Source organism: Acidovorax bellezanensis (assembly GCF_025421555.1).
GTDB classification, from domain to species: domain Bacteria; phylum Pseudomonadota; class Gammaproteobacteria; order Burkholderiales; family Burkholderiaceae_C; genus Comamonas; species Comamonas bellezanensis.
The window spans coordinates 27,338-41,424 of sequence record NZ_JAODYH010000002.1 but is presented as its reverse complement, the minus strand read 5'-3'; the positions used below and the strand labels follow the sequence as shown (position 1 = coordinate 41,424).

At 66.2% G+C, this 14,087-nt stretch carries 13 protein-coding genes; 9 read left to right on the top strand and 4 right to left on the bottom strand.

Features of this window, described 5'->3' with window-relative positions:
* Positions 1 to 10 precede the first annotated feature (10 nt).
* The 4 genes from N0K08_RS02940 to N0K08_RS02925 are packed head-to-tail and all read left to right on the top strand — an operon-like array spanning position 11 to position 5,592.
* Entirely contained in the window at positions 11 to 1,834 is a 1,824-nt protein-coding gene (locus N0K08_RS02940) for an extracellular solute-binding protein (protein ID WP_261498514.1), read from the top strand.
* An 11-nt stretch (positions 1,835 to 1,845) separates the two neighbouring features.
* Entirely contained in the window at positions 1,846 to 2,877 is a 1,032-nt protein-coding gene (locus N0K08_RS02935; protein ID WP_261498513.1) for a microcin C ABC transporter permease YejB, read from the top strand.
* Complete coding sequence (locus tag N0K08_RS02930; RefSeq protein ID WP_261498512.1) at positions 2,861 to 3,970, top strand: ABC transporter permease; 1,110 nt, start codon at positions 2,861 to 2,863, stop codon at positions 3,968 to 3,970. Before N0K08_RS02935 ends, N0K08_RS02930 begins: the two co-directional genes overlap by 17 nt.
* Positions 3,967 to 5,592, top strand: coding sequence for an ABC transporter ATP-binding protein (locus N0K08_RS02925; RefSeq protein WP_261498511.1), 1,626 nt, complete (start codon positions 3,967 to 3,969; stop codon positions 5,590 to 5,592). The genes N0K08_RS02930 and N0K08_RS02925 overlap by 4 nt, the downstream gene beginning before the upstream one ends.
* Here the strand turns inward: N0K08_RS02925 and N0K08_RS02920 are convergent.
* Positions 5,589 to 6,491, bottom strand: coding sequence for a LysR substrate-binding domain-containing protein (locus tag N0K08_RS02920; protein WP_261498510.1), 903 nt, complete (start codon positions 6,489 to 6,491; stop codon positions 5,589 to 5,591). The two genes, N0K08_RS02925 and N0K08_RS02920, sit on opposite strands and share 4 nt — an antisense overlap.
* A 116-nt stretch (positions 6,492 to 6,607) precedes the next feature.
* Here N0K08_RS02920 and N0K08_RS02915 point away from each other — a divergent pair, with 116 nt between their 5' ends.
* Genes N0K08_RS02915 through leuD form a run of 4 tightly spaced genes read left to right on the top strand, consistent with a single transcriptional unit; the run spans position 6,608 to position 10,625 of the window.
* Positions 6,608 to 7,609 carry a tripartite tricarboxylate transporter substrate binding protein gene (locus tag N0K08_RS02915; protein WP_261498509.1) on the top strand — a complete coding sequence of 334 codons (1,002 nt, stop codon included), beginning with the start codon at positions 6,608 to 6,610 and terminating at the stop codon, positions 7,607 to 7,609.
* Between the two features lie 36 nt (positions 7,610 to 7,645).
* Entirely contained in the window at positions 7,646 to 8,551 is a 906-nt protein-coding gene (locus N0K08_RS02910; protein WP_261498508.1) for an alpha/beta fold hydrolase, read from the top strand.
* Complete coding sequence (leuC, locus tag N0K08_RS02905) at positions 8,548 to 9,981, top strand: 3-isopropylmalate dehydratase large subunit (protein ID WP_261498507.1); 1,434 nt, start codon at positions 8,548 to 8,550, stop codon at positions 9,979 to 9,981. Before N0K08_RS02910 ends, leuC begins: the two co-directional genes overlap by 4 nt.
* Positions 9,978 to 10,625: a 3-isopropylmalate dehydratase small subunit gene (leuD, locus tag N0K08_RS02900; protein WP_261498506.1), complete on the top strand. Its 648-nt coding sequence runs from the start codon at positions 9,978 to 9,980 to the stop codon at positions 10,623 to 10,625. The genes leuC and leuD overlap by 4 nt, the downstream gene beginning before the upstream one ends.
* A gap of 181 nt (positions 10,626 to 10,806) precedes the next feature.
* Here leuD and N0K08_RS02895 read toward each other — a convergent pair whose 3' ends face one another.
* Together N0K08_RS02895 and N0K08_RS02890 are read right to left on the bottom strand one after the other, a co-directional pair.
* Entirely contained in the window at positions 10,807 to 11,454 is a 648-nt protein-coding gene (locus N0K08_RS02895; protein WP_261498505.1) for a lipocalin family protein, read from the bottom strand.
* Positions 11,455 to 11,559: 105 nt separating this feature from the next.
* Complete coding sequence (locus N0K08_RS02890; RefSeq protein ID WP_261498504.1) at positions 11,560 to 13,353, bottom strand: ABC transporter ATP-binding protein; 1,794 nt, start codon at positions 13,351 to 13,353, stop codon at positions 11,560 to 11,562.
* Positions 13,354 to 13,521: 168 nt separating this feature from the next.
* On the opposite strand from N0K08_RS02890, the gene N0K08_RS02885 reads away from it, so the two are divergent.
* Positions 13,522 to 13,689: a hypothetical protein gene (locus N0K08_RS02885; RefSeq protein WP_261498503.1), complete on the top strand. Its 168-nt coding sequence runs from the start codon at positions 13,522 to 13,524 to the stop codon at positions 13,687 to 13,689.
* Positions 13,690 to 13,746: 57 nt separating this feature from the next.
* Here the strand turns inward: N0K08_RS02885 and N0K08_RS02880 are convergent, their stop codons facing one another.
* Positions 13,747 to 14,073: a chaperone modulator CbpM gene (locus N0K08_RS02880; protein WP_261498502.1), complete on the bottom strand. Its 327-nt coding sequence runs from the start codon at positions 14,071 to 14,073 to the stop codon at positions 13,747 to 13,749.
* Positions 14,074 to 14,087: the final 14 nt, after the last annotated feature.

The window sequence follows — 14,087 nt, the reverse complement described above, 5'->3', positions numbered from 1 at the left end:
GAATTGTCTCATGCGCTACTGGATGTTTTCTCTGCTGTTGATGGGTGCCTCTCCTGCATGGAGCGCACATGCGTATGCGCTATGGGGGCAGCCACGCTACCCCGCGGGCTTTGCGCATTTCGACTACGTCAATCCCCAGGCACCCAAGGGCGGCGAGCTGCGCCTGGTGAGCAATCTGCGGATGTCGACCTTCGACAAGTACAACCCCTTCACGATCAAGGGCAACGCGCCGGCCTATCTGTCCAACCTGATGTTCGACACGCTGCTCACCGGCTCGCTCGACGAAACCGCCACCGGCTATGGCCTGCTGGCCGAGGATGTGACGGTCGCGCCCGACGGCCTGTCGGCCACGTTCCGCCTGCGCCCCGAAGCGCGCTTTCACGACGGCCAGCCGGTGCGGGCCAAGGACGTGGCATACAGCTACGAGACCTTGATCGGTCCGTTCACTTCGCCGGCCTACAAGACGCTGCTGATCGACGTGCTGGGCGTGGATGTGCTCGACGAGCGCACGCTGCGCTTTCGCTTTCGCCAGCCCAATCGCGAGCTGCCCTTGACCGTGGGCGGCCTGCCCATCTTCAGCCCGGCCTGGGGCCGGGGCGCTGACGGCAAGGCCAAGCCTTTCGATCAGGTGGTGATGGACATTCCCATCGGCAGCGGCCCTTACCGCGTGGGGCCGGTGCGTTTCGGCAAGGACATCACCTATGTGCGCGATCCGAATTACTGGGCCAAGGACCTGGGCGTGCGAGTGGGCACGGCCAATTTCGAACGCGTGAACGTCAAGATCTACAAGGACAACACGGCCCGGCTCGAAGCCCTCAAGGCCGGCGAGTTCGACCTGATGCGCTTTTTCAGCGCCGGCGACTGGGCACGGCGCCTGTACGGCAAGCGCTTTGACACGGGCGAACTGGTCAAGGGCGAGTTCAAGCACAAGCTGCCGAAGGGCTTTCAGAGCTATGTGCTCAATTCCCGCCGGCCCCTGCTGCAGGATCCGCGCGTGCGCGAAGCGCTGGGCCTGGCGCTGGACTATGAGTGGATGAACCGGCAGATGTTCTACGGCGCCTACCAGCGCGTGTCCGGCCTGTTCGGCAACACGGCCTGCGAAACCCACGGCCTGCCCAGCGCCGCCGAGCTGGCGCTGATGGAGCCCTGGCGCGCGCAGATCCCGGCCGCGGCTTTTGGCGAGATGTACAGCCCACCGCGCACCGATCCGCCCAACTCCCTGCGTGGCAACCTGCGCCGCGCCCAGCAACTGCTGCGCGATGCCGGCTGGAGCGTGCAGGCCGGCGTGCTGCGCAACCGGGCCGGCCAGGCCCTGGAGCTGGAATACCTGGACAGCGGCGAAGGCGGAATCCGGACCGTGGCGCCCTGGCAGCGCAACCTGGAGAAGCTGGGCATACGCATCAATTACCGGGCCGTGGACTTTGCGCTGTACCAGCAGCGGCTGCAGAAGTTCGACTTCGACATCATGACCATTGCCTACCAGGGTACGAACAATCCCGGCCAGGAATTCGCCGACCTGTTCGGCAGCAAGGCGGCCGACACCGAGGATTCGGGCAATTTCGCGGGCGTGAAAAGCCCCGCCGTCGACGCCTTGATCAAGGCCATGACCGCGGCCAAGACCGAGGCCGACTTACTGCCGGCCTGCCATGCACTGGAGCGGGTGATCGCGTCCAGCCATTACCTGATCCCGCAGTGGAGCCAGAGCACGCACCGCATGGTCTACGATGCCTGGCGCCTGGCGCATCCCACGGTGATCCCTCCCTATAGCAGCGGCGAGTCGTGGGTGATGGACACCTGGTGGGCAAAGAAGCCGGCCGGTGCCGCCCATCCCTAGAAAAGAGCCCCATGTTTGTCTACATACTCAAGCGACTGCTGCTGATGGTGCCCACGCTGCTGGGCGTGCTGCTGCTGACTTTTGTCGTGATCCAGTTCGTACCCGGCGGGCCGGTGGAGCAATACCTGGCCGAGGCCAAGTCCGGCGCGCTGGGCGGCGCCAGGGAAGGCGGCGGCATGGCCTACCGCGGCGCCCAGGGTGTGGACCCCAAGCGGCTCGAACAGATCAAGGCGCTGTACGGTTTCGACAAGCCCGCGCATGAACGCTTTTTCCAGATGCTGGGCCAGTTCGCGCGCTTCGATCTGGGCCGCAGCTTCTTCCAGAACAAGGATGTCTGGGACCTGGTGGTGGAGAAAATGCCGGTCTCGATCAGCCTGGGACTGTGGACGTTTTTCATCAGCTATCTGGTGGCCGTGCCGCTGGGCGTGGCCAAGGCGGTGCGCGCGGGCACGCGTTTCGACCTGGCGACGACGCTGCTCATCCTCGTGGGTTATGCCATCCCGGGCTTTGTGCTGGGCGTGGCGCTGCTGGTGGTGTTCGGCGGCCAGCTGCAATGGTTTCCGCTGCGCGGCCTGACGTCGGCCAACTGGGAGGAGCTGGGCTGGGGCGCGCGCATCGTCGACTACCTGTGGCACATCACCTTGCCGGTCACGGCCATGGTCGCGGGCAGCTTCGCCGTCACGGCCATGCTGACCAAGAACGCTTTCCTCGAGGAGATCCGCAAGCAGTACGTGCTCACGGCCCGGGCCAAGGGCTTGAGCGAGCGCCAGGTGCTGTGGAAGCATGTGTTTCGCAATGCGCTGATTCCCATCATCACCGGCTTTCCCGCGGCCTTCATCGGCGCGTTCTTCGCCGGCTCGCTGTTGATCGAAACCCTGTTCTCGCTCGACGGCCTGGGCCTGCTGAGCTATGAAAGCGTGATCCGACGCGACTACCCCGTGGTGCTGGGCACTTTGTACCTGTTCACGCTCATCGGCCTGGTGACCAAGCTGGTGAGCGATCTTTGCTATGTCTGGGTGGATCCGCGTGTCAAGTTCGACTGATTCCCTCAAGGCCCGACCGGCGGCCGCATCTGCCGAGCCGGCACTCCCGCTGCAAGCTTCGCTGTCGCCCGCGCGCCGCGCCTGGCAGCGTTTCAAGCGCAATCGACTGGGCTACTGGAGCCTGGTCGTGTTCTGCGCCATGGTGCTGCTGAGCCTGGGCGCGGAGCTGCTGAGCAACGACCGGCCCATCGTCGTGCAGTACCAGGGCCAGACCTATTGGCCGCTGTGGAACGACTACCCGGAAACCACGTTTGGCGGCGATTTCGACGCGTCCACCGACTACCTCGATCCTTTCATCCGCGAGCGCCTTGCGGCCCCGGGCAACTGGGCGATCTACACGCCCAACCGCTACGGCGCGCAGTCGATCAACTACTTTGCCCAGCTGCCCAATCCGGCCCCGCCCAGTGCGGCCAACTGGCTGGGCACGGACGACCGCGGTCGCGACCTGCTGGCCCAGCTGATCTACGGCTTTCGCGTCAGCGTGCTGTTCGCGCTGGCGCTGACGGTGACGGGCGTGGCGCTGGGCGTGCTCACCGGTGCCATCCAGGGATTCTTCGGCGGCAAGACCGACCTGGCGTTCCAGCGTTTCATCGAAATCTGGGGCTCCATGCCCGAGCTGTACCTGCTGATCATTTTCAGCGCGCTGTTTTCGCCCAGCATCGCACTGCTGCTGGTGCTGCTGAGCCTGTTCGGCTGGATGGGGCTGTCGGACTATGTGCGCGCCGAGTTCCTGCGCAACCGCCAGCTCGACTACGTCAAGGCCGCGCGCGCCTTGGGCGTGGGCAATGGGCCCATCATCTGGCGCCACATCCTGCCCAACAGCCTGACGCCCGTCGTCACTTTCCTGCCGTTTCGCATGAGCGCCGCCATCCTGGCGCTGACTTCGCTGGACTTCCTGGGCCTGGGCGTGCCGCCGGGCACTCCGAGCCTGGGCGAGCTGCTGAGCCAGGGCAAGAACAGCATCGATGCCTGGTGGATTTCGCTGAGCACGTTTGCCGTGCTGGTGAGCACCTTGCTGCTGCTGACTTTCATGGGCGATGCGCTGCGGGATGCGCTGGACCCGCGCAAGGCCCAGGTCTCGGACAAGGTATGACGATGCAAGAATCTTCCTCGACCCCGTTGCTGGAGGTGCGCGACCTGCGGGTGCGCTTTGGCGACAAGCAGGTGGTGAATGGCGTGAATTTCGCGCTGCACGCGGGTGAAAAGCTGGCGCTGGTCGGTGAGTCGGGCTCGGGCAAGACGGTCACGGCGCTGGCCATGCTGCGCCTGGCCGGCGACGCCCAGCTCGGCGGCCAGGTGCTGCTGAACGGCCGCGATCTGCTGACCCTGTCCGAGCGTGAAATGCGCGGCGTGCGCGGCGGTGACGTGGCCATGATCTTCCAGGAGCCGATGACGGCGCTGAACCCGCTGATGTCCGTGGGCGATCAGGTGGCCGAAGTGCTGCAGCTCAAGCAGGCGCTGACGCTGGCCCAGGCGCAGCAGCAGGCGGTGGAGCTGCTGGCCACCACCGGCATTCCCGATCCCGCGCGGCGTGCGCGCGCCTTCGCCCATCAGCTCAGCGGCGGTCAGCGCCAGCGCGCCATGATTGCCATGGCCCTGGCCTCGTCGCCCAAATTGCTGCTGGCCGACGAGCCCACCACGGCGCTGGATGTGACGCTGCGCGTGCAGATTCTCGAGCTGCTCGGTGACCTGCAGCGCCAGACCGGCATGGCCTTGCTGCTGATCACCCACGACCTGAACCTGGTGCGCCGCTTTGCCGACCGCGCTGCGGTCATGGAGCAGGGCCTGCTGGTGGAGCAGGGCGCCGTGCACGATGTGTTCGCGAGCCCGCAGCATGCCTATACCCGCCGCCTGATCGCCAGCGTGCCGCGGCGCGATGTGGTCGAGGCGCCGGTGCGCGCGGCGCAGGTGCTGGTCGAAGTGCAGCAGTTGAACGTGCGCTACGCCACGCCTTTGCCGGGCCTGCGCGGCTGGTTTCGCAAAGGCGAGTTCGTCGCCGTCAAGGGCGCGGATCTGCGCCTGCTGCCGCACCACACGCTGGGCATCGTGGGCGAATCCGGCTCGGGTAAGTCCACGCTGGCGCAGGCCATTCTGGGCCTGCTGCCGTCGGATGGCGGCTTGCGCATCAACGGCCAGGCCTGGCAGGCGCCGGCGACGCGCAACAGCCCGGCCAACCAGGCGCTGCGCCGCAGCGTGCAAGTCGTGTTCCAGGACCCGTTCTCCTCGCTGTCGCCGCGTCTCACGGTCGAGGAAATCGTCGGTGAAGGCTTGCGCGTGCACGCGCCCGAAAGTTCGCCGCCCGAGCGCCGCCAGCGCGTGCTGCAGGCGCTGGCCGACGTGGGCCTGACCGAGCTGCAATACCCCGGCCTGCTGCAGCGCTACCCGCATGAGTTTTCCGGCGGCCAGCGCCAGCGCCTGGCGATTGCGCGCGCGCTGATCGTGCAGCCGCAGGTGCTGGTGCTCGACGAGCCCACCAGCGCCCTGGATGTGACCATACAGCAGCAGGTGCTGGCGCTGCTGCAGCGGCTGCAAAAGGAGCGCGGCCTGAGCTATCTGCTGATCACCCACGACGTGGACGTGATCCGCGCCATGGCCCACGACGTGCTGGTGATGAAGGAAGGCGAAGTGCTGGAGGCAGGCTCGGTCGCCCAGGTGCTGGATGCGCCGCGCCACCCCTATACCCAGCGGCTGGTGGCCGCGTCCATGCTGGCCTAGGCCGCCTGCGCCTCGCTGTCGAACCACTGGCGCATGAACTCCGACAGCGCGCGTATCTTGGCCGACAGCTCGCTCTTGGTGGCGTGCACCAGATAGATGTCGGCGGGCGGCAGCTTCCAGCCGGGTAGCACTTCGCGCAGCTCGCCCGAGGCCAGCAGGGGCGCGATGTCCCATAGCGAGCGCTGCAATATCCCCTGGTCGTCCAGGGCCCAGGCCAGCGCCGCGCCGCCGTCGTTGGTGCTTAAAGCGGCGTTGACCTTGATGGTCTCCTGCCGCTGGCCTTGCCGCAGATGCCAGGTGCCGTAGGTTTCGTCGCTTTCGCGGATCACGATGCAGCGGTGGGCCAGCAGATCGGCCGGCAGGCGCGGCTCGGGCGACTGCGCCAGATAGCGCGGTGAAGCGCACAGCACACGGCGGTTGTGCAGCAGCCGCCGCGCCGTCAGCTGCGAATCGGGCAGCTCGCCAAAGCGCACCACGGCATCAAAGCCTTGCTCCACCAGATTCACCGGCCGCTCGGTCAGGTGCAGTTGCACCTGCACTTCGGGATAGGCGCGTGCAAACGCCGACAGCGCCGGCGCCAGCCGCGTGCGGCCGAAGCCCAGCGTGCAGGCCAGTTTGAGCGGGCCGCGCGGCAGCGAACGCGCGCCCGACACCGCGCGCTCCAGCGCATCGAGTTCGGCCAGGATGCGCTCGCCGTCGAGCAGATAGGTCTCGCCTTCAGGCGTCAGGTGAATGCGCCGCGTCGTGCGGTTGAGCAGGCGCACACCCAGGCGCTTTTCCAGCAAGGCCAGGCGCCGGCTGACGGCGGGCGGCGTCAAGCCCATTTGCTGGGCCGCCGCCGCCAGGCTGCCTTCGCGCAGCAGCAGCGAGAAAAAGCGCAGATCCGAAAAACCGTCCATCGCAGGCGCCCTGTTGATTCGTGAATTTAACTGAAGAATGAAATAACTCTAGCGTCATTTATACAAATTTACTTATCCCTATGATGGGCGGCACTATTTGAACAAGGAGACATACCATGCGCCCCACCGGCCACCGCTTCACCCAAGCCCTGTCACTGACCAAGCGCGCCGCGCTGGTCGCCGCCCTGTCGCTGGTGGGCTTTGCCGCCCATGCCCAGGCCGCCTATCCCAGCAAGCCCGTCAAGCTGGTCGTGCCTTATGCGCCCGGCGGCAGCGTGGACATCGCGGCCCGGCTGGTCTCGGAAGAGTGGGCCAAGGCCTTGGGCACCACGATGTACATCGAAAACAAGGGTGGCGCGGGCGGCAACATCGGTGTGGACCAGGTGGCCAAGTCGGCGGCCGACGGCTACACCGTGGGCATCCAGTCGGTGTCGCTGGCCATCAATCCGGCGCTGACGGCGCGCATGCCTTACGACACGCTCAAGGACATCGCGCCTGTGGGCATGGTGGCCAGCTCCCAGCATGTACTGGTGGTCGGCAACCATGTTCCCGCCAAGAACGTCAAGGAACTGGTGGCCCTGCTCAAGGCCGATCCCGGCAAGTATTCCTACGGCTCGGCGGGCGCCGGCAGCACTTTCCACATGTCGGCCGAACTGTTCAAGGCCGTGGCCGATGCACCCATGACCCACATCCCCTATCGCGGCGGCGGCCCGGCCCTGATGGACACCATGGCGGGCCAGGTCGCGCTGAGCTTTCCCGTGCTCGCCGCTGCCAAGCCCCATGTGCAAAGCGGCAAGCTGCGCGCCCTGGGCGTGACCGGCGCGCAGCGCTCGGCCCTGATGCCCGACGTGCCGACGATTGCCGAAGCCGGCGTGCCGGGCTACCAGTTCGAGACCTGGTTCATGGTCTTCGCGCCTGCGGGAACGCCTCAGCCGGTGCTGGACAAGCTCAACGCTTCGCTGAACAAGGCCTTGTCCCTGGCGCCGCTGCAAGAGCGCATGGGCCGCGAAGGTTACGACCCCACGCCTTCCACGGCGGTCGATGCGAAACTGCGGCTGCAAAAGGAATTGGGCCAGTGGGCGCAGCTGATCAAGAGCCGCGGCATCACCGCGGAATAATCCGCCAACCGGCCGTGCGCCGCAAGGAGTGAGTAGATGAATGCAGCAGAGTTGATGGCAGGCCTGAGTCCGCATCGCGTCAGCGTCGACGACGGCGTGGAACTCCACGCCTGGGTGGGGGGGCAGGGCCCGGCGCTGCTGCTGGTGCATGGCCATCCACAAACCAGCGTGATCTGGCACAGGCTCGTGCCCACGCTGGCCCGGCATTTCACCCTGGTCGTGCCCGACCTGCGCGGCTATGGCGATTCGTGCAAGCCGGCGGGCGATGCCGACCATGCCAACTATAGCAAGCGCCGCATGGCGCGCGACCTGCTGCGCCTGATGCAGCAACTGGGCCACGAACGCTTTTCGGTGCTGGCCCATGACCGCGGCGCGCGCGTCGCCCACCGCCTGGCCATGGACCACGGCCAGGCCGTGCAGCGCCTGGTGCTGCTCGACATCGCACCCACGCTGTCCATGTACGAGCAGACCAACCAGGACTTTGCGCGCGCCTACTGGCACTGGTTCTTCCTGATCCAGCCCGCGCCGCTGCCCGAGCGCCTGATCGAAGCCGATGCCGCCGCCTATGTGCGCGACGTGATGGGCGGACGCAGCGCGGGGCTGGCGCCTTTCGATCCGCGCGCGCTGGAGGAATACACGCGCTGCCTGGCACTGCCGGGCGCGGCCCACGGCATGTGCGAGGACTACCGCGCTTCGGCCGGCATCGACCTGGAGCACGAGCGGCAAGACCGCGACCAGGGCCGGCGCATGGCCATGCCGCTGCTGGTGCTGTGGGGCGAGCAGGGCGTGGTTCACCGTTGTTTTCAACCCCTGCAGGAGTGGCAACGCCTCGCCGATGACGTGCGCGGCCAGCCCCTGCCCTGTGGGCACTACATCGCAGAGGAGGCGCCGCAAGCTTTGCTGGACGTCGCCCTGCCGTTTTTACAAGGAAAGAGCGCATGACCGATGTGCCTAATCGCAGCGCCCAGACGCTGTACCGCAAGCTGGTCGACTCCCACACCGTGGCCGTGCTCGACGAGCAGAACGTGCTGCTGTTCTGCGACCTGCATCTGATGAACGAATACACCAGCCCGCAGGCGTTTGCCGGGCTGCACGCGGCCGGCCGCGGCGTGGCCATGCCGGGCCAGAACGTGGCGGTGGTGAGCCACATCATTCCCACCCATCCGGTCAAGCACCGCATCATCCAGGACACGGCGTCGGCCCTGCAGGCGACCAATCTGCGCGCCAACTGCGAGCGCCACCAGATCGCGCTGTTCGACACCAACGACCGCTGGCAGGGCATAGAGCATGTGGTCGCGCCCGAGCACGGCATGATCCGTCCCGGCATGGTGGTGATCTGCGGCGACAGCCACACCACGACCTACGGCGCGCTCGGCGCCCTGGGTTTCGGCATCGGCACTTCGGAAGTCGAGCATGTGCTGGCCACGCAAACCCTGGTCTACCGGCTGGCGCAGGACATGCGCATCCGCGTCGACGGCCATCTGCCCGTGGGCACCACGGCCAAGGACTTGATCCTGATGGTCATCAGCCGCATCGGCGCCCAGGGCGCGCGCGGTTTCGCCGTGGAGTTCTGCGGCTCGGCCATTGACGATCTGTCGGTCGAAGCCCGCTTCACGCTGTGCAATATGGCCGTGGAAGCGGGCGCGCGCGGCGCGCTGATCGCTCCCGACGACAAGGCCGTGGCCTATGTGCTGGAGCATGCGCCCGACATCACGGGCGAGATGCGCGCAGCCGCCTTGGCCCACTGGGCCGGCCTGCACAGCGATGCCGGTGCGCGCTTTGACGTCGAGCACTGCTTCGATGCCAGCCAGGTCGCGCCGTTCGTGACCTGGGGCACCAGCCCCGACCAGGCCGTGGCCGTCGACGGCTGCGTGCCCGATCCGCAATCCCTGCCCGAAGGCGTGCAGCGCACCAGCGCCCAGCAGGCCTTGCGCTACACCGCGCTCGCGGCCGGCCAGCCGCTGCAAGGCGTGGCCGTGGACCATGTGTTCATCGGCTCGTGCACCAATGCGCGCATCGAGGACCTGCGCGAAGTGGACCGCATCGTGGGCCAGGGGCGGGTGGCGGCCGGCGTGCGCGCCATGGTGGTGCCCGGCTCGGGCGCGGTCAAGGCCCAGGCCGAAGCCGAAGGCATTGCGGCGCGCCTCGTGGCGGCCGGCTTCGAGTGGCGCCAGCCTGGCTGCTCCATGTGCCTGGCCATGAACGACGACGTGCTGGCGCCCGGCCAGCGCTGCGCGTCCACGACCAACCGCAACTTCGAAGGTCGCCAGGGACGCGGCGCGATCACGCATTTGATGAGCCCGGCCATGGCCGCGGCAGCGGCGCTCACGGGTCACATCACCGACGTGCGCCAATGGAAGGAATCCCAATGAACCACTCCCTCATTCGCGGCCGTGCCGCGCGCCTGGACATTGCCAACCTCGACACCGACCAGATCATGCCCAAGCAGTTTCTGCGCGGCATCGACAAGGCGGGCCTGGACAAGGGCGTGCTCTACGACCTGCGCTTTGACGGCCAGGGGCGGTTGCGTCCGGACTTTGTGCTCAATCGCCCGGGCTTCGCGGGCGTGGACCTGCTGCTGGCCGGCGCCAATTTCGGCTGCGGCTCCAGCCGCGAGCACGCCGTCTGGGGCATGCAGCAGTTCGGCTTCAAGGCCGTGGTGGCATCGAGCTTCGGCGAGATTTTCTACTCCAACGCCATGAACAACCGGCTGCTGCTGGCCATGGTGTCGCCCGAAGATGCGCAGATCTTCCAGAAAGAGGCCCGCGCGCTGGAAGCGACCGGAGATGCGCTGGCGATGGACATCGACGTCGCCCGGCAACAGGTGAGCACGGCCGGCCACAGCGCGGCATTCACACTGTCGCCACGGCACCAGCGCATGTTCCTGCAAGGCCAGGACTGGATTGGCGCCTCCATGGCGTATGCGCCGCAGATCGCGGAATTTGCCCAGCAGCACTGGCAGCGCCAGCCCTGGGTGCGCGACGTGGCGGCGACAGTTCGCGCGAGACTGTCCTGACTCCCCCTGAGCCGCTACGCGGCTTGGGCCGCCCCGGCTTCCCCCTCTCAACCTGCGGTGGAGGGGGGTGCCCGACTAAGGGACGACACCATCGCTGCGGGGCGGTCCTTGCTCGGCGTCACCTTGCTGCGGCACGCCAGTTTTCAAGGCTGAAGAAGGGGCGAGCGCTGAAAAGAAACGCTCAGCTACCTGTTGGGTTCGCGCCGTCCTGCATGACCCAGAGAATGCGGTCCAGGTCGACGCCGATCTGGCTGGCTTGGGCCAGCAGATGCTGGCGCACGCCGTCGGGCAGCACCGGGCTGCGCGACAGGATCCAGAAGTAGTCGAGGCTGGAGCCAATGACCATGGCCCAGCGGTACTGCTCGTCCAGCGCCACCACGTGGTAGCCGGCGTAAAAAGGCCCGAAAAAGGACACCTTGAGCGCGCCCACATCGGGGCGGCCGACAAACTGCGCCTTGCCGCGCGCTTCTTTCCAGCGGTTGTGGCGCGGGTCGAAGCCCCGGTTGGTGACTTGCAAGCGGCCATTGGGCGCAAGACTGTATTCGGCGCGGGTGCGCACCAGGCCTTTTTCGAAATGCTGGTCTATGCGTGCCACCTCATACCAGCGGCCCAGATAGCGCGAGATATCGAAGTGGCCCACCGGTTGCACGCCGGCTGGCCGGGGCGGCGTGCGCAAGGCCATCCAGGCCAGATAGGCTGCGGCCCCGACGCCCAGCCCAAGGGCGAGGGCGGAGCCGGTGCTGCGACCGGACGCCGCGGGCCTGTCGAGGTCCAGGCGGCGGCGCAGGTCTTGTGGGTCGCGTGGGTGGCAGGGGGCGTCGCGGTGCATAGACATATCCTTGGACAGCAAGACAAAGGGAGCGCTGCCGTCAATCTAACCTCAGTTGCCTGGGACGTGTGTAGGTATTTGCTGGCATGTGCCGCAATGCGTGGGTCAATCCGTGTCCGCTGGATCCGGCCGGGGCCTGCCGCCGAGCGGCCGGCCGGGCGGGCGTTCGCCGATCTGCTGGCGCCACATGGCGTAGTACAGGCCTTTGTGTTCCAGCAGTTCGGCATGGCTGCCGGATTCGACGATGCGGCCGCGCTCCAGCACCATGATGGTCTGCGCATGCAAAATGGTCGACAGCCGGTGGGCGATCAAGAGCGTGATGCGGTGGGATTGCCGCGACACGCGGCGCACGGTATCGGTGATCTGCTCTTCGGTCAGCGAATCCAGGGCCGACGTGGCTTCGTCGAAAATCAGCAGGCGTGGGTTGCGCACCAGGGCCCGCGCAATCGACAGGCGCTGCTTTTCTCCGCCCGACAGGCGCACGCCCGACTCGCCTATGGGCGTGTCCAGGCCCAGCGGTGAGCGCTCCAGCAAATGCAGGCAGGAGGCCTGCTCCAGCGCGGTCATGATGTCCTGGTCGGTCGCATCGGGTTTGACGAACAGCATGTTCTCGCGCAGCGTGCCGGCGAACAAATGCGTTTCCTGGGTCACGAAGCCGATCTGGCGCCGGACTTCGTTGTAGCGCAGTTGCTGGGTCGAAATGCCGTTGAACAGGATGGTGCCTTCTTCCGGGGTGTAGAGCCCGACCAGCATCTTGACCAGCGTCGACTTGCCCGAGCCCGAAGGCCCGACAAAGGCAATGGTGTCGCCGAGTTTTGCCGAGAACGACACACCGTCCAGCGCCTTGTCGCTCGCGCCCTGGTGCTGAAAGCTCACGTTGCGAAAGCTCAGGTCGTGCAGCAGCCCGACGCGCTGGGGGTGGGCCGGGCGTTTTTCCACGGGCTTTTTCATCAAGGCGTCGAAGTTCAGCAGCGACGCTTCGGCTTCGCGCCAGGCCAGGATGATGTTGCCCAGCTCCTGCAGCGGCGCAAAAATGGCCACCGAAATGAATTGCATGGCGATCAGCTCGCCGGTGCTCAGCACATCGCGAAAAATCAGCCACAGCAGCGCAAACAGAATGCCCAGCTTGAGCAGGCTCAGCGTCGATCCCTGCAGGAACGACAGCAGCCGGATGCGCTTGACCTTGAGCATTTCCAGCGCAAAGATTTTCTCGGTCTGGGCCTGCAGCCGGCGCACTTCGGGAAAGGTCAGCCCCAGGCTCTTGATCAGCTCGATGTTGCGCAGGGATTCGGTGATGAAGCCTGAATTGCGGTTGGTTTCGCGCACGATGGAGCGCTGCTGGTGGCGAATTTCGCGGCTCAGCAGGCCGGTGAGCCCGCCCAGCACCAGCACGCCGATCAGGAACACCGGCACCAGTGCCCAGTGCCGCGTGACCGAATACCAGACCAGAAAGCTGATGCCCACGACGGAGGCGAACACGGTGTTGATGAAGGTGTTGATGAAGCGTTCGCTGTCGGCGCGGGTTTTTTGCAGCAGCGACAGCGTCTCACCCGTGCGCATCTCGGCGAACTCCTGGTATTTCAGGCGCATCACCTGGCGCAGGCCGTCGTTGAACAGCTGCGTGCCGAGTTTTTGCACCACCAGGCGGGTCACATATTCCTGCAGCGCGCGCGCCAGGCGCGAGCCAATGGCCACCACCACGGCCAGGCCCAGCAGGCGCAATACGCCGGAAATCAGCTCGGCATCGGTTTTGTCTCCGGGGTGGACGGCGTAGCCGTCGATGATCTTGCCGAAGATGATGGGGTCGACCAGGGCCAGCACCTGGCTGATGGCGGCCAGCAGCAGGGCCAGCCAGGCCAGCTTGGCGTGGGGACGCAAATAGGTCCAGAGAATGTGCATAGGCTCCTCTTATGCCCTGACTTGTGGGACACGGCTGTCGGACAGAGGCTTATTGCAGGAGCATGGAGCCCTGTTCTGAAACCCGCGGAGGCTGGGGGAGATGACTGGACGCCTCTGGCTGTGGCCTAATAGCGGCTTCAACTCGCTTTTTTCATTGAAGGATGTCCCATGGGCAATAAGATCGTTACCGAAGCCGACCGCAAGTTCACGCCCCAGCCACCCCTGCCCAATGGCTACAGCCTGCCTACGCCCGGTCGTGGTCAGCGTTCGAGCCAAGAGCGCGGCGTCGCTACGCGTTCGAAGAAGAACGCCGGCAAGCGTCCTCACCAAGGCTAAGCTGCGGCTGCTCCCTTGAAAAAGCCCTTGCGAGGGCTTTTTTTGCGCCCGTACGGATCAGCCAGCGTCGCGAAACTGCAATTGCTTGCGCAAGGCGATGACTTCCTCCATCAGGTCCGCGGCCAGGGCGGCGAGCTGCGGGTCGGCATCGAAAGCTGCTTCCAGGTGGGCAATGCGCTTGGCGCGCACCAGGGTCTGGCTGCTGAAGCGCCATTGGGCGCGTACATCTCCGTCGCCGTCATCGATGCGCAGGACTTCGTCCCGCACATGCTGCACGACCCAGACAGGGTCCTGCTGACAGGCGTGGGCCAGCTGATTCAGGTCCAGTGCCGCGGTATCCAGCACTTCGCAGGGGGCAAGAAAAGGGGAGGGGGCTGCAGTCATTTAATCGTCCTTGA

Bases quoted from the DNA above. Each gene is read 5' to 3' on its own strand.
- N0K08_RS02940 (WP_261498514.1), top strand. From the start codon at position 11: ATGCGCTACTGGATGTTTTCTCTGCTGTTGATGGGTGCCTCTCCTGCA.
- N0K08_RS02935 (WP_261498513.1), top strand. From the start codon at position 1,846: ATGTTTGTCTACATACTCAAGCGACTGCTGCTGATGGTGCCCACGCTG.
- N0K08_RS02925 (WP_261498511.1), top strand. From the start codon at position 3,967: ATGACGATGCAAGAATCTTCCTCGACCCCGTTGCTGGAGGTGCGCGAC.
- N0K08_RS02920 (WP_261498510.1), bottom strand. From the start codon at position 6,491: ATGGACGGTTTTTCGGATCTGCGCTTTTTCTCGCTGCTGCTGCGCGAA.
- N0K08_RS02915 (WP_261498509.1), top strand. From the start codon at position 6,608: ATGCGCCCCACCGGCCACCGCTTCACCCAAGCCCTGTCACTGACCAAG.
- N0K08_RS02910 (WP_261498508.1), top strand. From the start codon at position 7,646: ATGAATGCAGCAGAGTTGATGGCAGGCCTGAGTCCGCATCGCGTCAGC.
- leuC (WP_261498507.1), top strand. From the start codon at position 8,548: ATGACCGATGTGCCTAATCGCAGCGCCCAGACGCTGTACCGCAAGCTG.
- leuD (WP_261498506.1), top strand. From the start codon at position 9,978: ATGAACCACTCCCTCATTCGCGGCCGTGCCGCGCGCCTGGACATTGCC.
- N0K08_RS02895 (WP_261498505.1), bottom strand. From the start codon at position 11,454: ATGCACCGCGACGCCCCCTGCCACCCACGCGACCCACAAGACCTGCGC.
- N0K08_RS02890 (WP_261498504.1), bottom strand. From the start codon at position 13,353: ATGCACATTCTCTGGACCTATTTGCGTCCCCACGCCAAGCTGGCCTGG.
- N0K08_RS02885 (WP_261498503.1), top strand. From the start codon at position 13,522: ATGGGCAATAAGATCGTTACCGAAGCCGACCGCAAGTTCACGCCCCAG.
- N0K08_RS02880 (WP_261498502.1), bottom strand. From the start codon at position 14,073: ATGACTGCAGCCCCCTCCCCTTTTCTTGCCCCCTGCGAAGTGCTGGAT.